The following is a 16,575-nucleotide window of genomic DNA, read 5'->3' as shown; positions in this document are numbered from 1 at the left end:
GGGGCCGCGTGGGAGCATGGGTAGCGTGGGGGCGCGCGCCACGAGCGCGCACACGGCAGCCGCGCGCGACCGGCGCGCAGAGGAGGAGTGCTTGATGTCCAACCGCTTTGACGTCGTCGTGCTGGGCGCCGGACCCGGCGGGTACGTCGCCGCCATCCGCGCCGCGCAGCTGGGCAAGAGCGTCGCGATCATCGAGGAGAAGTACTGGGGCGGCGTCTGCCTCAACGTCGGCTGCATCCCCTCCAAGGCGCTGCTGCGCAACGCCGAGCTCGCGAACATCTACTCGCACGACGCGAAGAAGTTCGGCATCAGCGGCGAGGTCTCCTTCGACTTCGGCGTGGCCCACAGCCGCTCGCGCGACGTCGCCAACGGCCGAGTCCAGGGCATCCACTACCTGACCAAGAAGAACAAGATCACCGAGTTCGAGGGTCGTGGCACGTTCACCGGCCCGAACGCCATCGAGGTCACCCTGAGCAAGGGCGGCACCGAGACGATCGAGTTCGAGAACGTCATCATCGCCACCGGCTCGCGCGTGCGCATGCTGCCCGGCGTCGAGAAGAGCCAGAACGTCGTCACCTACGAGGAGCAGATCCTCGACGCGAACCTGCCCGGCTCGATGGTCATCGTCGGCGCCGGCGCGATCGGCATGGAGTTCGGCTACGTCCTCAACGCCTACGGCGTCGACGTGACGATCATCGAGTTCCTCGACCGCGCGCTGCCCAACGAGGACGCCGAGGTCTCCAAGGAGATCGCGAAGGCGTACAAGAAGCTCGGCATCAAGGTGCTCACCGGCACCGGCGTCAAGACGGTCACCGACAACGGCTCGGACGTCACGGTGACCTACGCGGCGAACAACGGCGGCGACGAGCAGTCGCTGACCGTCGACCGCGTCATGGTCTCGGTGGGCTTCGCGCCGAACGTCGAGGGCTTCGGCCTGGAGAAGACCGGCGTCGAGCTCACCGACCGCGGCGCCATCGCGATCGACGACCACATGCGCACGAACGTCGAGCACATCTACGCGATCGGCGACGTCACGTCCAAGCTGCAGCTGGCCCACGTGGCCGAGGCGCAGGGCGTCGTCGCGGCCGAGACGCTGGCCGGCGCCGAGACCATGACGCTCGGCGACTACCGCATGATGCCGCGCGCCACCTTCTGCTCGCCGCAGGTCGCCTCGTTCGGCCTCACCGAGCAGCAGGCCAAGGACGAGGGCTACGACGTCAAGGTCACCAAGTTCCCGTTCACCGCCAACGGCAAGGCGCACGGCCTCGGCGACGCGGTGGGCTTCGTCAAGGTCATCGCCGACGCCAAGCACCTGGAGCTGCTCGGCGCCCACATGATCGGCCCGGACGTCTCGGAGCTGCTGCCCGAGATGACGCTGGCCCAGAAGTGGGACCTCGGCGCGCTCGAGCTGGCTCGCAACGTCCACACCCACCCGACGCTGAGCGAGGCCCTGCAGGAGGCCTTCCACGGCCTCGCGGGGCACATGATCAACTTCTGATCGCCGTCACGAGGGCCCCGCGACCACCCGGTCGCGGGGCCCTCGTGCGTGTGCGCGAAACCGGGGACAGGACGGGCGCCGCGCGGCCATGATGTCGCCGTGAGCGTCTCGACGTCGACCGTCCGCAGCGGCACGCGGATGGTGGTGGGCACCCTGGTCCTGGCCGGACTCGTGCTGGGCGGCGTGGTCGTCGCCGTGCTCGTGTGGGCCGCACCGCGTCACCAGGTGCCGCTGCCCGGTCCGGACGCCGGGCCGCGGGAGGTGGCCGAGGCGTTCGTGGAGGCCGTGGCCGCCCGCGACTTCGACACCGCCCGCGCGATCGACGCGACCGGCGACGAGGACTACGGCCGGTTCAGCCGCCCGGCCATCTTCCGGGACGTGACGTGGGGTGAGACCACCGACGACGGCGAGACGGCCACCGTCTCTCTGGAGGCGGACCTCGAGGGCGGCGACGGCGGCCCGGTCCACGGCGGGTCGTGGACCTTCAGCCTGGAGCGGTACGCCGACGGGCGCTGGCGCCTGGTCGGTGTCGGCGGCGGGGTCGGCTAGGCCTGGGCCCGGGCGAGGAGGGCGTCGACGTCGGCGAGCAGCCGGTCGCGCAGGACGTTCGCGCGCTCGCTGAAGCCGCGCTGGCGGCGGACGTACTCGGCCTTGCCCTCGGGCGTCTCGACCCGCAGCGGGCCGTAGCCGAACGCGGTGAGGTCGTAGGGCGAGGCCTCCATGTCGGTCGTGCGGATCTCGCGGGCCAGCTCGAAGCAGTCGAGCACGACCGTCGCCTCGACGAACGGCAGCAGCCGGTGGGCGACCTTGTACAGGTCCATGTTGGCGTGCAGGCAGCCCGGCTGCTCGTGCTCGAGCTGGTTCTCACGGGTGAGCTGCAGCGGGTTGCGCGGCGCCGCGGCGGACGTGAAGAAGCGGAACGCGTCGGTGTGCGTGCACGCGAGCTGGTGCGACTCCACGACGTCGGCGGTGCCGTCGGCGCCGAGCCGCAGCGGGTGCGGGTGCCGCGGAGCGTCCGTGCGGTAGACCATCGCCCACTCGTGCATCCCGAAGCAGCCGAAGCGGGCCGGCCGGGCGGACGTCCGGGACAGCAGCTCGCGGGTCCACGTGAGCCCGCGGACGCGCTTGGCCAGCCGCGACGGGTCGGCCGTGACGCGTCCGTCACCGAGGTCGAGGTAGGCGCCCAGCGCGGCGTACTCGGCGGTGGCGGGGCCCTCCAGGACGACGTCCAGCCCCGGGTGCCAGCGCGCCAGCTTGGACGGGGCGAGGTCGTAGTAGTCGAACAGGAAGTCCTCGACCGGGTGCTTCTCGCCCCGGTCGCGGCGCTCGAGGTGGGGGAGCGTCCACCGCTCGGCCCGCTCGCGGTGCGCCTGCGCGCGCGGCAGCCACACGTTCTGCGGCAGCACGGTCAGCGTCTCGGGCACGTGCTCCATGGTCCCACGCCCTCCGAGGCGCTCACCCACCCGCTGAGTGTGACGTTTCGGGGGTGATCCAGCCGGAATCACCCCCGAAACGTCACACTCAGCGGGAACGGGACCGCACGACCCGGGTGGGGTCAGGCGCGGCAGGTGGAGCAGGTGCCGAAGATCTCCAGCGTGTGGGAGACGTCGGCGTAGCCGTGTGCGGCGGCGACCGAGTCGGCCCAGCGCTCGACGGTCGGGCCCTCGACCTCGACGGTGCGGCCGCACTGGCGGCACACCAGGTGGTGGTGGTGCCCGGTGCTGCAGCGGCGGAAGCGGGTCTCGCCGTCGTCGGCGCGCAGGGCGTCCAGCTCCTCGGCGTCCACCAGGGCCTGCAGCGTGCGGTAGACCGTCGACAGGCCCACCGACTCGCCACGCTTGGACAGCACGTCGTGGATCTCGCGGGCGCTCGCGAAGCCGTCCAGGTCGTCCAGGATGGCGGTCACGGCGCGGCGCTGGCGGGTGTTGCGGGGGATCTCAGGCATCTGCCACCTCCGGGGTGCGGCGGCCCCGGACGAGCAGCACGCCGGTGCGCAGGAGCGCGGCGACGACGAAGCTGGCCAGGGCGAGCAGGACGATCGTGGGTCCGGGCTGGGTGTCGACCTCGTAGCTGACGACGACGCCGGCGACGGCGGCGACGAGCCCGAGGCCCATCGCGGCGACGTGGGTCGAGCGGAAGCTGCGGGTCAGCTGCTGGGCCGTCGCGACGGGCACGACCATGAGCGCGGAGACCAGCAGCAGGCCGACCGTGCGCATCGCCACCGTGATCGTCACGGCGGCCAGCACGGCGATGAGGATGCTGTAGAAGCGCACCGGCAGGCCGCTGACCCGGGCGTGCGCCTCGTCCTGGCAGACCGCGAACAGCTGCGGGCGCAGCCCCACCGCGAGCACCAGGACGACCACGCCGAGCGCGGCGACGAGCCACAGGTCGGACTCCGAGATCGTGACGATCGAGCCGAACAGGTACGAGTTCAGGGCCGCGCCGCTCTCGCCGGCCAGGCCGGCCAGCAGCACGCCGCCGGCGATGCCGCCGTAGAACAGCAGCGCCAGCACGACGTCGCCGGGCGTCTTGCTCCAGGCCCGCAGCGCCTCGACCAGGATCGCGCCGAGCACGGCGACGACCACGGCGGTGACGAGCGGGGCGACGTTGGTCAGTAGGCCCAGGGCGACGCCGGTCAGGGCGACGTGACCCAGGCCGTCACCGAGCAGCGACAGCCGGCGCTGCACCAGGTAGGTGCCGATCGCCGGGGCGGTGAGCCCGGTGAACAGCGCGGCGACGAGCGCCATGCGCATGAACGGGTAGTCGAGCAGCTCCAGCATCACCAGACCCCCTTCGTGGGCACGACGTCGGCCGGGTCGACCACCTTGGGGTGGGCGTGGTGCGCGTGGTCGTGGTGCATGTCGTCGCGGACGCCGCCGCAGGAGCCGTCGTAGACGACGTGGCCGTCGCGCAGGACGACGGCGCGGTCGACGAACGGCTCGACCGGACCGAGGTCGTGGGCGACCAGCAGCACGGCGGTGCCGGACGCGGTCAGCTCACCGACGAGCTCGGCGATCGCGGCGGTGTGGTGCCGGTCGACGCCGGCCGTGGGCTCGTCCATGACCAGGAGCTCGGGCTCGCCGGCCAGGGCCCGGGCGATGAGGACGCGTTGGTGCTGGCCTCCGGAGAGCTCGGCGACGGGACGGCGGCGCAGGTCGCTCATGCCGACCTGCTCGATCGCGCGCTCGGCGGCGGCCCGGTCGGCGCGGCCCGGACGGGTCATGAGCCGGCGGCGCGACAGGCGTCCGCTCAGCACGACCTCGGTGACGGTGGCCGGGACGCCGGGCGCGGCGCCGGAGCGCTGCGGGACGTACCCGAGGCGGGCGTGGTCGTGGAAGCGCGACAGCGGCGTGCCGAAGAGCTCGACCGACCCGCCGGACGCGGGGAGCAGCCCGACGGCGGTCTTCACCAGGGTCGACTTGCCCGAGCCGTTCGCGCCCAGGAGCGCGACGAGCTCGCCGGAGCCGACCGTGAGGTCGACCCCGGCGAGCACCGGGCGGCCGTCGAGACGGACGTCGAGCCCGCGGACGGTCAGGGGTTCGGCTGTGGTCATGCGCACCCGTTGGCGGTGGCCAGAGCGTCGAGGTTGGCATCCATGATGGTCAGGTACGTCTCCTGGGAGGTCTCGTCCGACAGCCCCTCGAGCGGGTCGAGCACGGCCGTCGTGGCACCAGTCTGCCGTGCCACGGTCTCGGCCACCGCAGGGCTCACGAGTCGCTCGGTGAAGATCGTCGTCACGCCCTCCTCGTTCACCTCGTCGGAGATGGCCGCGAGCTGGGCGGCACTGGGCTCGTTGCTCGGGTCGATGCCCGCGATCGAGATCTGCTCCAGGTCGTACTTGTGAGCCAGGTAGGCGAACGCCGCGTGGCTGGTGACGAAGGTGCGGCGCTCGCACTTCGCCAGGGTCGTCGAGAACGTCCGGTCCAGGTCGGCGAGCTGGCCGGTCACGGCCTCGGCGTTGGCCGCGTACTCGTCGGCGTGGTCGGGGTCGACCTCGGCGAGCTGGTCGGCGACGGCCGCGACGACCTTCTCCATGTTGGTCGGGTCGAGCCACAGGTGCGGGTCGGTGTCCCCGTGGTCGTGGTCGTGACCCTCGTGGCCCTCCTCCTCGTGGGCGTGCTCGTCCTCGCCCTCGGCGTGGTCGTGGCCCTCCTCCTCGTGGGAGTGGGTGTGCGCCCCCTCGGGCGCGTCGAGCATCTCGACGGTCTCGGCGACGTCCAGCGTCGTGCCCTCGTCGCGGCCGGCGCGCTCGACGGCGTCGTCGACGGCGGCCTGGAACTGACGCTGGTAGATCACCACGTCGGCGTCCTGCACCGAGGCGACCTGCTTGGCGGTGAGCTCGAGGTCGTGGGCCTCGACGCCGGGGGAGGTGAGGCTGGAGATGTCCACCAGGTCGCCGCCGACCTGCTCCGCGGCCCAGGCGTACGGGTAGAAGGCCGCCACGACCTCGGGCTTGCCGCTGTCGTCGGAGCCGGAGCCGCCGCAGGCGGTCAGGACGAGGGCGAGCGCGGGCACGGCGAGCAGGGGGGAACGTCTCATGAGAACGATTCTCACTCTCGGTGAGAACCGTTGTCAAAAAGCCGGGACGTGGCGCCCGTCACGCCCGGCTCCCCGCCGCCGGTCCCGATGGCTCCCCGAGTATCGTGTGGCTCTCCCGGGCGCGGGACGTCACGACGTCCCGCCGGGCAGCCGCCCACCCGCCGACACCCAGCCGGAACGGAGCTCCACCCATGGCCTCGACCATCGACACCGTCATCTCCCTCGCGAAGCGACGCGGGTTCGTCTACCAGTGCGGCGAGATCTACGGCGGCACCAAGAGCGCCTGGGACTACGGACCGCTGGGCGTCGAGCTCAAGGACAACATCAAGCGTCAGTGGTGGCGCACGATGGTGCAGAGCCGCGAGGACGTCGTGGGCCTGGACTCCTCGGTCATCCTGCCGACCGCCGTGTGGGAGGCCTCGGGCCACCTCGCCGCGTTCGTCGACCCGCTCGTGGAGTGCCTCAACTGCCACAAGCGCTACCGCCAGGACCACCTGCAGGAGGCCTACGCGGAGAAGAAGGGCATCGACGACCCCGACACCGTCTCGATGGACCTCATCGTCTGCGCCGCCTGCGGCACCAAGGGCGCCTGGACCGAGCCGCGCATGTTCAACGGCCTGCTCAAGACCTTCCTCGGCCCGGTCGAGAGCGAGGAGGGCATGCACTTCCTGCGCCCGGAGACCGCCCAGGGCATCTTCGTGAACTTCGCCCAGGTCATGACGTCCTCGCGCAAGAAGCCGCCGTTCGGCATCGGCCAGATCGGCAAGAGCTTCCGCAACGAGATCACGCCGGGCAACTTCATCTTCCGCACCCGCGAGTTCGAGCAGATGGAGATGGAGTTCTTCGTCGAGCCGGGCACCGACGAGGAGTGGCAGGAGTACTGGATGAAGGCCCGCATGGACTGGTACACCGGCCTCGGCATCCAGGCCGACAACCTGCGCTTCTACGAGCACCCGGCCGAGAAGCTCTCGCACTACTCCAAGCGCACCGTCGACATCGAGTACCGCTTCCGCTTCGCCGGCTCGGAGTGGGGCGAGCTCGAGGGCATCGCGAACCGCACCGACTTCGACCTGAGCACGCACAGCAAGCACTCCGGCTCGGACCTGTCGTACTTCGACCAGGAGAAGAACGAGCGCTGGACGCCGTACGTCATCGAGCCCGCGGCCGGCGTGAACCGGTCGATGATGGCCTTCCTGGTCGACGCGTACGCCGAGGACGAGGCCCCCAACGCCAAGGGTGGCGTCGACAAGCGCACCGTGCTCAAGCTCGACCCGCGCCTGGCGCCGTACAAGGCCGCCGTGCTCCCGCTGTCGCGCAACGAGAAGCTGACGCCCGCCGCGAAGGACCTCGCCGCCGAGCTGCGCGGCCTGTGGAGCGTCGACTTCGACGACGCCGGCGCCATCGGCCGCCGCTACCGCCGCCAGGACGAGGTCGGCACGCCGTTCTGCATCACCGTCGACTTCGACACGCTGGACGACCAGGCGGTCACCATCCGCGAGCGCGACACGATGCAGCAGGAGCGCGTCGCCCTGTCGCAGGTGACCCAGTGGCTCGGCGCGCGCCTGGTCGGGTGCTGAGCAGCCGGTCTTGCATACTGTCGCCGTGACCTCGAAGCTGCTGCGCCTGGTGGGCGCCGTCCTCGCCGGCACGCTCCTGCTGGGGGCGTGCACCGGCGACGACGAGCCCGCCGAGCCGACGGCGTCCGCCACCACGCCGGGCGTCCCGGCGGGCTTCGCCGTGCCGGACGGCGTCACGATCACCGAGCCCGGCACGACCCTCGCGCCGGGCACGGCGGCGGACGTCGTGTGGGAGCCGGCGGAGGCCGAGCCGACGGTGCTCGGGGTGACGGTCGCGCGGCTGCGCACCGGGTCGATCAAGGACCTGCGGTCGTTCTCGCTGGACGCCCAGACGAAGGCGTCGACGCCGTACTACGTCGACGTCACGGCCACGAACCGCGGGCCGGCGGCGCTGAAGAACGTCCAGGTCCCGCTGCTCGCTCGCGACTCGGGCAACGTCCTCACCCAGCCCAGCCGCATCGTCGGCCAGGTGAAGCCGTGCCGCGGCAACGCGCTGCCCGCGTCGCTGGCCGTGGGGCAGTCGGCCAAGGCGTGCCTGCTCTACCTGGTGCCGAAGGGCGCGACGCTGCAGTCGGTCGACCTGGTCACCGGGGCGCAGGCGGACGCCGTGCGCTGGCGTCCCGCCGCCTGACGGATTTCGGCCGCCGGGGCGCACCTGGGACAATGGGCGACATGTCCAGCACGTCCACGCTCCCCGGTCCGCTGCGCCTGGGCGACCTCGAGGTGGAGGTCCCCGTCGTGCTCGCGCCGATGGCCGGGGTCACGAACGTCGCCTTCCGCCAGCTCTGCGCCGAGCAGGGCGCCGGGCTGTACGTGTGCGAGATGATCACGTCCCGCGGGCTGGTCGAGGGCGACAGCACCAGCCGCGCGATGCTCGGCTTCGCACCGAACGAGACGTTCCGCTCCGTGCAGCTGTACGGCACCGACCCGCACTACATCGGCAAGGCCGTCGAGATCCTCTGCGCCGAGCACGGGGTCGACCACGTCGACCTGAACTTCGGCTGCCCGGTCCCCAAGATCACTCGCAAGGGCGGGGGAGCGGCGCTGCCGTGGAAGGACCGCCTGCTGGGGCAGATCCTCACCGCCGCGGTCTCGGCCGCCGAGCCGTACGGCGTCCCGGTCACGATGAAGACCCGCAAGGGCCTGGACGACGAGCACCTGACCTTCCTCGACGCCGGCCGCATCGCGCAGGACACCGGTACCGCCGCCATCGCCCTGCACGGGCGCACCGCGGTCCAGCACTACTCCGGCCACGCCGACTGGAGCTCCATCGCCGAGCTCAAGGCCGCCGTCGACATCCCGGTGCTCGGCAACGGCGACATCTGGGAGGCGTCCGACGCGCTCCGCATGGTCGAGGAAACCGGTTGCGACGGCGTGGTCGTCGGCCGGGGCTGCTTGGGGCGTCCGTGGCTGTTCCGCGACCTGGCCGCGGCCTTCCAGGGCGAGCAGGTGCAGGAGCTGCCGACCCTCGGCGAGGTGGCCGCGGTCATGCGCCGGCACGCCCAGCTGCTCGGCGAGATCATGGGCGAGGAGCGCGGCTGCATCGAGTTCCGCAAGCACGTCGCCTGGTACCTCAAGGGCTTCCGCGCCGGGTCGGACGTGCGCACGCGCCTGGGCACCGTCTCGTCGTACGCGGCGCTCGACGCGCTGCTGGACGAGCTCGACCCCGACGAGGCGTTCCCGGTCGAGGTGCTCGGCACGCCGCGCGGTCGCCAGGGCTCGCCGCGCAAGGTGGTCGTCCCGGACGGCTGGATGGACAGCCGCGAGCTGCGCGGCGAGATCGCGCTCGAGTCCGCCGACGAGGCCTCCGGCGGCTGAGCCGGCTCAGTCCTGGACCGGCGGGCCCACCACGGCCGCGGGCCGGTCGAGCAGGGGACGCAGGCGCTCGAGCGCGGCGCGGACGTCGGACGCGTCGAGGTTCTCGGCGTCGGCCAGCAGGGGTCCGGGCGGGGCGTGGACGACGAGCGTCGCCAGCCCGAGGCGGCGCTGCAGCGGCCCCTGGGTGAGGCCCGCGGACTGGATCTTGCGCACCGGCGCCACGTGGGTGACCAGCCGGAAGCGTCCGCGCCGCGACACCAGCACGCGGTCGTCCAGGCCGAGCCAGCGACGGCTCCACTGCAGCGGGTCGACGGCGCGCGCCCGGCGGGTGGCCGGGGTACGCGGCACGGTCTCGACGTCGACCCCGCCGAGCATGCGCGAGACGAGGGCGAGGGCCTCGCTGCGGGCGGCCACCGGAAGCAACGTCGCCCGGTCCTCGAGGGAGTCGTCGCTGGACGAGCCGGGTCCGTAGCCGGCGACGTCGACCTCCACGTGGGCCCAGCCGAGCCGGCGCCAGACCAGCGGCTCGGACACGATGAGGCCCTGCACGCGGTCGAGCGGCACGGTCTGCGAGACGCGGGAGAGCAGGCCGCGCTCGATCCGCAGCGTGCGTCCGCGCCGCTCGAGCGTGAAGCCCCAGTTCTGCACGATGCGGGTCATGAGCAGCTGGCCCAGGCCGAGCGCGAACGGCACGACGACCAGCAGGCCGCCCCACGTGCCGGTGACCGCGCCCTCCACGACGGTCGCCACGCCGAGCCCCACGGTGAGCAGGGACAGCAGCGCGACGTCCAGGCGCAGGAACGTGGCCAGCACGAGGCGTCCGAGCGGCACGCTCGCGACCTCGTCGAGCCCCGGTGCGGCGTCGGTGGCCTCCGCCGGGTGCAGCCCGGGCTCGGACGTCGTGGGCTCGTGGGTGCCGCCGGCGCGCTCCAGCAGCCAGGCGCGCATGTGCTGGGCCTCGTGCAGCGGCAGGTACTTGAGGCTCGTGGTCGAGTCCGAGCCGCCGGCGCTCTCCACGTCGAGCTGGGCCAGGCCGAGGATGCGGGCCAGGAACGGCTCGGTGACGTCGACGGACTGGATGCGCTCGTAGGGCACGCGTCGTGACGTGTGCACGAGGATGCCGCTGGTCTGGCGCAGCTCAGTCGCGTCCAGGACGTACCGCGTGAACCACCAGCCGGCCGCCGTGCCGCCCGCGGTGAGCAGACCGAGGCCGAGCACGCTCAGCACCGCCGCCCACCACGGCACGTGGCGCACCCACGACTCGCCGGTCACCAGACCGACCAGCACGATGCCGCCGAGCCAGCGCGCGGCGGTGACGCCCTCGGCGAGCGGGGTGAGCGGGTGGGTGCGGGTGCCCTCGCGCTCAGACACCGGCGCCCCGCTCGCGGACGCGCTCGGTCAGGACGCCACGCAGCCGCGCCGCCTCGTCCGTCGGGAGCCCGGGGAGCGTCGCGGCCGTGCGCGGGCTGGCGGTGTGGACGGTGAGCGTCGCGATGCCGAGGCGGCGCTGCAGGGGACCGGCCTCGACGTCGACGTACTGCAGCCGGCCGTACGGCACCACGGTCATGGAGCGGAACAGCACGCCCTCGGTGAGGACGACCTCGTCCTCGGTCTCGAGGTAGCCGCGACGGGCGCGACGGCGCTCGGCGAGCGACCAGTCGACGGCCAGGCCGACGAGGGCCACGACCACGACGGCCACGCCGAGCAGGCGGGCCCAGGTGGGCAGTGGCACCGCGGCCACGACGGCGCCGACGACCGCCAGGGGCACCCAGAAGGAGGCGGCGGCCAGCCGGTCGCGGGTCGCGAGGGCGGGGGAGACGCGCTGCCAGGCGTCCTGGGGCGCGGCGAAGAGGTCGGTCACGCGCCCGACCGTACCCGGCGCGCGCCCGGCCGCGTCCAGGTTGACCCTCCGGGGCCCGCGGGGTGATACTGGCAGACGGAGATCGCGCGACCCGCGGCTCCGTCCCACCCCAGGATCCTGCGGAGAAACCACCCATGGCCAAGGCCCTGCTCGGCGCCGTCGGCGCCCCGGCGCACCACCAGTACGAGCTGGCGACCCTGCGTCGCCGCGTGGCCGACCTCCAGGCCGAGGTCGCCCGTCTGCAGTCCGAGAACGACGCGCTCAACGCCGCCCTCAGCGAGCGGGTCGACGCGCTCAACCCCGACGACCTGCTCGAGTCCGTCTCGCACTGACCCAGCCACCGGCCACGACGCGTGGCCGGACCTGCCACGCCCGTCGTTCCGGGGCCACTAGGGTGAACCCACCACCGCCTGGCAGGAGCGTCCGTTGTACTTGAAGAGCCTCACGATCCGTGGGTTCAAGTCGTTCGCGTCCTCGACGACCCTGCAGCTCGAGCCCGGCATCACGGCCGTGGTGGGCCCGAACGGGTCGGGCAAGTCCAACGTCGTCGACGCCCTCGCCTGGGTCATGGGCGAGCAGGGGGCCAAGAGCCTGCGCGGCGGCAAGATGGAGGACGTCATCTTCGCCGGCACGTCCGGGCGCCCGCCGCTGGGCCGCGCCGAGGTCGTGCTCACCATCGACAACACCGACGGCGCGCTGCCGATCGAGTACTCCGAGGTCACGATCTCGCGCACGCTGTTCCGCAACGGCGGCAGCGAGTACGCCATCAACGGCAGCTCGTGCCGCCTGCTGGACGTCCAGGAGCTGCTCAGCGACTCCGGCATCGGCCGCGAGATGCACGTCGTGGTCGGCCAGGGCCAGCTCGACAGCGTCCTGCGGGCCACGCCCGAGGAGCGTCGCGGCTTCGTGGAGGAGGCCGCCGGCGTCCTGAAGCACCGCAAGCGCAAGGAGAAGGCGCTGCGCAAGCTGGAGGCGACGCAGGGCAACCTGACCCGCCTGCAGGACCTGCTCACCGAGCTGCGCCGCCAGCTCAAGCCGCTGGGCCGCCAGGCCGAGGTCGCGCGCCGGGCCGTCGTCATCCAGGCCGACGTCCGCGACGCCCGCGCCCGCCTGCTCGCCGACGACCTCGCCACCGCGCTGGAGCAGCTGCAGACCGAGCTGGCCGACGAGACCGCGCTGCGCGAGCGGCGCGAGGCGGTCGAGGAGGCCATCGCCCAGGCCCGGCAGGCCGAGTCCGAGGTCGAGGAGCGGCTCGCCGCCGACTCGCCGGCGCTGTCGGCCGCCCAGGAGACCTGGTACCAGCTGTCCGGCCTGCGCGAGCGCATCCGCGGCACCCTGAACCTGGCGCAGGAGCGCGTCCGCATGGCCACGTCGCAGGCCGACGACCGGCCGCAGGGACGCGACCCCGAGGACATCGAGGCCGACGCCGACGAGGTGCAGGCCCGGCTGGACGCGCTCCGCGAGGCGGTCGAGGCGGCGTCCGGCGAGCTCGAGACGGCGGTCGCCGCGCGGGGCGAGGCCGAGACGGCGTACTCGACCGAGGAGCGCCGCATCGCCGGGCTGCTGCGGGCCGCCGCCGACCGGCGCGAGGGCCTGGCCCGCCTGCACGGTCAGGTCAACGCGGCGCAGAGCCGGGTCGACGCCGCCGGCCAGGAGATCCAGCGGCTCGAGGCCGCTCGCGACGAGGCCGCGCAGCGCTCGCGCTCGGCCCAGCAGGAGTACACCGCGCTGGAGTCCACGATCGCCGGGCTGTTCGACGGCGAGGGCGGTCTGGACCGTGAGCACGAGGAGGCCGAGACGGCCGCCGCCGAGCTGGCCGCCCGGCTCGACGACGTCCGCACGCGCATCGCCGAGGCCGAGCGGTCGCAGGCGGCGCTCACGGCCCGCAAGGACGCGCTGGAGTCCGGCCTTGCCCGCAAGGACGGCGCCGGCGCGCTGCTGGCGGTCAGCGAGCAGGTCGACGGCCTGCTCGGGTCGGTCGCCGCGCTGCTGACGGTGCAGCCCGGCTACGAGAAGGCGGTCGCCGAGGCGCTCGGCACGGCCGCCGACGCGGTCGCGGTCGAGGGGCTGGACGGCGCGCTGGGCGCCATGGCCCGGCTCAAGGACGAGGACCTCGGCCGCGCCGGCATGCTGCTGGCCGGTGGTCCGGTCGACGACGCGTCATGGCCGGGGCTGCCCGACGGAGCCGTCTACGCGCTCGACGTCGTGGAGGCGCCCGACGCGCTGCGGGGCTCGCTGGCCCGGCTGCTGTTCAAGGTCGCCGTCGTCGACGACCTCGACGCCGCCCGGGCGCTCGTCCACGCGGAGGCCGACGTCACCGCCGTCACCCGCGAGGGCGACGTCCTCGGTGCGCACTTCGCGCACGGCGGGTCGGGCAAGCAGCAGAGCCTGCTCGAGGTGCAGGCCGCGATCGAGAAGACGTCCGGCGAGCTGACCGAGGTCACGGCGTCGCTGGAGCGGATGCGCTTCGAGCTGAGCAGCGTCCAGGCCGAGCACGCCGAGGCGGTCGACCGGGTCGAGGCGGCGCTGTCGCGCCTGCACGAGTCCGACGCCGAGGTCGCCGCCGTCGCGTCCAAGCTGGAGCAGCTCGGGGCCACGGTGACCGCGGCGAAGGCGGAGGCCGAGCGGCTCGAGGCGTCGCGCACCCGCGCCGCCGAGGCGCGCGAGAAGGACGAGACCTCGCTCGCCGAGCTGGCCGAGCGGCTGGAGCAGGCCGAGCAGGCGCCCGAGGAGGAGCCCGACACCGCCGACATGGAGCGGCTCGCCGAGCAGGCGTCCACCGCCCGCAAGGCCGAGATGGACGCCCGGCTCGCGCTGCGCACGAACGAGGAGCGGGCCACGTCGCTGGCCAGCCAGGTGACCAACCTGCGCCAGGCCGCGCAGGCCGAGCGCGAGGCCCGCGCCAAGGCGGCCGCGCGCCGTGAGCGGCTGCGTCGCGAGGCCGAGGCTGCGGGGGCGGTCGTCGCCGCGGGGGAGCCGGTGCTGGAGCGGCTGGGCACGTCCATCGACGCGGCCGCCGCCGTGCGGGCCGAGATCGAGGAGGGCCGCCGGGGCCGCGAGCACGAGCTGCGCGACGTCCGGGCCCGGCTGCGCGAGCTGTCCACCGAGCTCGAGACGCTCACGAACGCGGCGCACAAGGACGAGCTCGCCCGGGCCGAGAAGCGGCTGCGCATCGAGGCGCTCAGCCAGCGCGCCCAGGACGAGCTCGGCGTGGAGCCCGAGACCCTCGTCGCCGAGTTCGGGCCCGCCGTCTGGGTGCCGGTGCTCGACGACCCGTCCACCTGGGCGCCGGCCGCCGAGGACGTCCCGGAGTCCGACCCTGTCCCGGTCCCTGAGCCTGTCGAAGGGACCGACGACGAGTCCGAGCCGCCGCCGCGCACCGTGCCGTACGTCCGGGCGCAGCAGGAGAAGCGGCTGCGCCTGGCCGAGAAGAACCTGGCCATGCTGGGCAAGGTCAACCCGCTCGCGCTGGAGGAGTTCAGCGCGCTGGAGGAGCGGCACCAGTTCCTGTCCGACCAGCTCGACGACCTGCGCCGCACCCGTCAGGACCTCATGGAGATCGTCCAGGACGTCGACGTGAAGGTGGAGGAGGTGTTCACCGCCGCCTGGCACGACGTCGAGCGCGAGTTCACCCACGTCTTCAGCCGGCTGTTCCCGGGCGGCGAGGGACGCATCCTGCTCACCGATCCCGACAACATGCTCACGACGGGCATCGACGTCGAGGCGCGCCCGCCGGGCAAGAAGGTCAAGCGGCTGTCGCTGCTGTCCGGAGGCGAGCGCTCGCTGGTGGCCGTGGCCTTCCTGGTCGCCCTGTTCAAGGCCCGGCCGAGCCCGTTCTACATCCTCGACGAGGTCGAGGCGGCGCTCGACGACACCAACCTGGGCCGCCTGCTCGAGATCTACGAGGAGCTGCGCGAGAGCAGCCAGCTCATCGTCATCACCCACCAGAAGCGCACGATGGAGGTCGCGGACGCGCTGTACGGCGTCTCCATGCGCGGCGACGGCGTCTCGGCCGTCATCAGCCAGCGCCTCCGCGAGGAGGAGCCGGCATGAGCGGGCAGACGAGCGAGCAGACGACCGAGCGACGTCGCGGCGACTACCCGGTGCTGCGGACGATCACGACGCGCTGGGAGGACGAGGACGTCTACGGCCACGTCAACAACGTCGTCTACTACTCGTACTTCGACACCGCGGTGAACGGCTACCTCATCGAGGCCACGGGCACCGACACCCGGCGGCTCGACGCGTACGGCGTCGTCGCCGAGACCGGCTGCCGCTACCTCCGCGAGCTGCGCTTCCCCGGCGACGTCCAGGCGGGCCTCGCCGTGACGAGGCTGGGGCGCTCCAGCGCCGTCTACGAGATCGGCCTGTTCCAGGGCGAGTCGGACGAGCCCGCCGCCGTCGGGAAGTTCGTCCACGTCTACGTCACCGGCGCCGAGCGCACCGTGACGCCGGTGCCGGACGTCATCCGCGCCGTCCTGGAGAAGCTCGCGGGCTAGGGACAGCGGACCCAGATCACGTGCTCGTCCGGTCCGCCACCGTCCGGCAGGGACCCGTCCACGACCCCGACCTCGACGCGGACCTTCTTCAGCGGCGTGCCCAGGCACGGGGGAGTGCCGTCCCCGGACTGGCTTCCGTCCTGGGACTCCCACGCCACGGCGTCGGCGATGATCGGCAGCTGGGTGCCGTCGTCGCCGTCGAAGGTGACGAGCTGGTTCTCGTCGTTCAGTCGCGTCGCGGTGCCGGTCATCGTCCGGACGCCGTGCTGGTCGGCCCACACGTGACCGGCCACGAACCCGAGGGCGAGGAGTGCCGCACCGGCAGCGAGCGCCCGGCGAGGCACGACGACGGTGGCCGGGGACGCCGAGGTCATGCCGCAGCGGGGACTGGGGCAGCCACGTCGCGCTTCTGGACGTGGTCGCGCACGGCCGGCGTGAGGAGCGGCAGCGCCTGTCCGAGGAACGAGAGGGCGAACGCCCAGGCGTACGGGACGTCGAGGCCGGCGGCCGAGAAGGTCGGGCTGCCGGACGGGTCGATGAATCCGACGCTGTAGATCAGGCCGCCGGTCATGGCGAGGACGAACAGGACGGCGCGAGCGGCGGGACTCCGCCGCCAGACGAGGGCGAGGAGCAGGAGGCTGAGCAGCGTCCAGCCCGGCCCGTAGCGTCCGGGAGCGTAGACCCTGCACAGGACCTCGAGGGCCAGGGAGGCAGCGCTGACGCTCAGCCAACGACGAGCGTCCGGGGCGATCTGCATGGCAGCATCATCGGCCATGGAGAGGC

At 73.0% G+C, this 16,575-nt stretch carries 17 protein-coding genes; 8 read left to right on the top strand and 9 right to left on the bottom strand.

Annotation, left to right across the window (positions count from 1 at the left end):
* Positions 1-94 precede the first annotated feature (94 nt).
* Entirely contained in the window at positions 95-1,498 is a 1,404-nt protein-coding gene (lpdA, locus tag E0W78_RS03905) for a dihydrolipoyl dehydrogenase (protein ID WP_131402518.1), read from the top strand.
* 99 nt (positions 1,499-1,597) lie between these two features.
* Positions 1,598-2,047 carry a hypothetical protein gene (locus E0W78_RS03900; RefSeq protein ID WP_131402517.1) on the top strand — a complete coding sequence of 150 codons (450 nt, stop codon included), beginning with the start codon at positions 1,598-1,600 and terminating at the stop codon, positions 2,045-2,047.
* Here the strand turns inward: E0W78_RS03900 and E0W78_RS03895 are convergent.
* From E0W78_RS03895 to E0W78_RS03875, 5 genes are all read right to left on the bottom strand, one after another.
* A complete protein-coding gene (locus E0W78_RS03895) occupies positions 2,044-2,931 on the bottom strand; it encodes a 3-methyladenine DNA glycosylase (RefSeq protein WP_131402516.1) in 888 nt (295 codons plus the stop codon). The two genes, E0W78_RS03900 and E0W78_RS03895, sit on opposite strands and share 4 nt — an antisense overlap.
* A 122-nt stretch (positions 2,932-3,053) precedes the next feature.
* Positions 3,054-3,443 carry a Fur family transcriptional regulator gene (locus E0W78_RS03890; RefSeq protein ID WP_131402515.1) on the bottom strand — a complete coding sequence of 130 codons (390 nt, stop codon included), beginning with the start codon at positions 3,441-3,443 and terminating at the stop codon, positions 3,054-3,056.
* Positions 3,436-4,278: a metal ABC transporter permease gene (locus E0W78_RS03885; RefSeq protein ID WP_207392630.1), complete on the bottom strand. Its 843-nt coding sequence runs from the start codon at positions 4,276-4,278 to the stop codon at positions 3,436-3,438. The genes E0W78_RS03890 and E0W78_RS03885 overlap by 8 nt, the downstream gene beginning before the upstream one ends.
* Positions 4,278-5,051 carry a metal ABC transporter ATP-binding protein gene (locus tag E0W78_RS03880; RefSeq protein WP_131402514.1) on the bottom strand — a complete coding sequence of 258 codons (774 nt, stop codon included), beginning with the start codon at positions 5,049-5,051 and terminating at the stop codon, positions 4,278-4,280. The genes E0W78_RS03885 and E0W78_RS03880 overlap by 1 nt, the downstream gene beginning before the upstream one ends.
* Complete coding sequence (locus tag E0W78_RS03875; RefSeq protein ID WP_131402513.1) at positions 5,048-6,037, bottom strand: zinc ABC transporter substrate-binding protein; 990 nt, start codon at positions 6,035-6,037, stop codon at positions 5,048-5,050. Before E0W78_RS03875 ends, E0W78_RS03880 begins: the two co-directional genes overlap by 4 nt.
* A gap of 191 nt (positions 6,038-6,228) precedes the next feature.
* Here E0W78_RS03875 and E0W78_RS03870 point away from each other — a divergent pair, with 191 nt between their 5' ends.
* From E0W78_RS03870 to dusB, 3 genes are read left to right on the top strand one after another with little or no spacing between them, the layout of a single operon-like run.
* Entirely contained in the window at positions 6,229-7,614 is a 1,386-nt protein-coding gene (locus tag E0W78_RS03870) for a glycine--tRNA ligase (RefSeq protein ID WP_131402512.1), read from the top strand.
* 25 nt (positions 7,615-7,639) lie between these two features.
* Positions 7,640-8,245 carry a hypothetical protein gene (locus E0W78_RS03865; RefSeq protein WP_131402511.1) on the top strand — a complete coding sequence of 202 codons (606 nt, stop codon included), beginning with the start codon at positions 7,640-7,642 and terminating at the stop codon, positions 8,243-8,245.
* Between the two features lie 41 nt (positions 8,246-8,286).
* Positions 8,287-9,432: a tRNA dihydrouridine synthase DusB gene (gene dusB / locus E0W78_RS03860; RefSeq protein ID WP_207392616.1), complete on the top strand. Its 1,146-nt coding sequence runs from the start codon at positions 8,287-8,289 to the stop codon at positions 9,430-9,432.
* A 6-nt stretch (positions 9,433-9,438) separates the two neighbouring features.
* Here dusB and E0W78_RS03855 read toward each other — a convergent pair whose 3' ends face one another.
* On the bottom strand, positions 9,439-10,803 hold the full coding sequence (locus E0W78_RS03855; protein ID WP_131402509.1) for a PH domain-containing protein: 1,365 nt from the start codon (positions 10,801-10,803) through the stop codon (positions 9,439-9,441).
* Positions 10,796-11,293, bottom strand: coding sequence for a PH domain-containing protein (locus E0W78_RS03850; RefSeq protein ID WP_207392615.1), 498 nt, complete (start codon positions 11,291-11,293; stop codon positions 10,796-10,798). Before E0W78_RS03850 ends, E0W78_RS03855 begins: the two co-directional genes overlap by 8 nt.
* A gap of 134 nt (positions 11,294-11,427) precedes the next feature.
* Between E0W78_RS03850 and E0W78_RS03845 the strand changes: the two genes are divergently transcribed.
* The 3 genes from E0W78_RS03845 to E0W78_RS03835 all read left to right on the top strand — a co-directional run bounded on the left by E0W78_RS03845 (position 11,428) and on the right by E0W78_RS03835 (position 15,792).
* The gene (locus E0W78_RS03845) at positions 11,428-11,625 is read left to right on the top strand and encodes a hypothetical protein (protein WP_019145328.1); all 198 of its coding nucleotides are present in this window, start codon (positions 11,428-11,430) and stop codon (positions 11,623-11,625) included.
* A gap of 94 nt (positions 11,626-11,719) precedes the next feature.
* Positions 11,720-15,346, top strand: a complete 3,627-nt coding sequence (gene smc, locus E0W78_RS03840; RefSeq protein ID WP_131402508.1) for a chromosome segregation protein SMC — start codon at positions 11,720-11,722, stop codon at positions 15,344-15,346.
* Entirely contained in the window at positions 15,343-15,792 is a 450-nt protein-coding gene (locus tag E0W78_RS03835; RefSeq protein ID WP_131402507.1) for a thioesterase family protein, read from the top strand. The genes smc and E0W78_RS03835 overlap by 4 nt, the downstream gene beginning before the upstream one ends.
* On the opposite strand, the gene E0W78_RS03830 is transcribed toward E0W78_RS03835, so the two are convergent.
* Together E0W78_RS03830 and E0W78_RS03825 are read right to left on the bottom strand one after the other, a co-directional pair.
* Positions 15,789-16,166: a hypothetical protein gene (locus tag E0W78_RS03830; RefSeq protein ID WP_131402506.1), complete on the bottom strand. Its 378-nt coding sequence runs from the start codon at positions 16,164-16,166 to the stop codon at positions 15,789-15,791. The genes E0W78_RS03835 and E0W78_RS03830 overlap by 4 nt on opposite strands.
* Positions 16,163-16,549, bottom strand: coding sequence for a hypothetical protein (locus E0W78_RS03825; protein ID WP_131402505.1), 387 nt, complete (start codon positions 16,547-16,549; stop codon positions 16,163-16,165). Before E0W78_RS03825 ends, E0W78_RS03830 begins: the two co-directional genes overlap by 4 nt.
* Positions 16,550-16,575 lie beyond the last annotated feature (26 nt).

Origin of the sequence: Aeromicrobium sp. IC_218 (genome assembly GCF_004336805.1) — a bacterium.
In the GTDB taxonomy this organism is placed as follows: Bacteria; Actinomycetota; Actinomycetes; order Propionibacteriales; family Nocardioidaceae; genus Aeromicrobium.
This window is presented reverse-complemented; position numbering and strand designations above follow the sequence as displayed.

What these genes read in the sequence shown, in the direction of transcription:
- lpdA (WP_131402518.1), top strand. Translation starts at nt 95, where the DNA reads ATGTCCAACCGCTTTGACGTCGTCGTGCTGGGCGCCGGACCCGGCGGG.
- E0W78_RS03895 (WP_131402516.1), bottom strand. Translation starts at nt 2,931, where the DNA reads ATGGAGCACGTGCCCGAGACGCTGACCGTGCTGCCGCAGAACGTGTGG.
- E0W78_RS03890 (WP_131402515.1), bottom strand. Translation starts at nt 3,443, where the DNA reads ATGCCTGAGATCCCCCGCAACACCCGCCAGCGCCGCGCCGTGACCGCC.
- E0W78_RS03885 (WP_207392630.1), bottom strand. Translation starts at nt 4,278, where the DNA reads ATGCTGGAGCTGCTCGACTACCCGTTCATGCGCATGGCGCTCGTCGCC.
- E0W78_RS03880 (WP_131402514.1), bottom strand. Translation starts at nt 5,051, where the DNA reads ATGACCACAGCCGAACCCCTGACCGTCCGCGGGCTCGACGTCCGTCTC.
- E0W78_RS03875 (WP_131402513.1), bottom strand. Translation starts at nt 6,037, where the DNA reads ATGAGACGTTCCCCCCTGCTCGCCGTGCCCGCGCTCGCCCTCGTCCTG.
- E0W78_RS03870 (WP_131402512.1), top strand. Translation starts at nt 6,229, where the DNA reads ATGGCCTCGACCATCGACACCGTCATCTCCCTCGCGAAGCGACGCGGG.
- dusB (WP_207392616.1), top strand. Translation starts at nt 8,287, where the DNA reads ATGTCCAGCACGTCCACGCTCCCCGGTCCGCTGCGCCTGGGCGACCTC.
- E0W78_RS03845 (WP_019145328.1), top strand. Translation starts at nt 11,428, where the DNA reads ATGGCCAAGGCCCTGCTCGGCGCCGTCGGCGCCCCGGCGCACCACCAG.
- E0W78_RS03835 (WP_131402507.1), top strand. Translation starts at nt 15,343, where the DNA reads ATGAGCGGGCAGACGAGCGAGCAGACGACCGAGCGACGTCGCGGCGAC.
- E0W78_RS03830 (WP_131402506.1), bottom strand. Translation starts at nt 16,166, where the DNA reads ATGACCTCGGCGTCCCCGGCCACCGTCGTCGTGCCTCGCCGGGCGCTC.
- E0W78_RS03825 (WP_131402505.1), bottom strand. Translation starts at nt 16,549, where the DNA reads ATGCAGATCGCCCCGGACGCTCGTCGTTGGCTGAGCGTCAGCGCTGCC.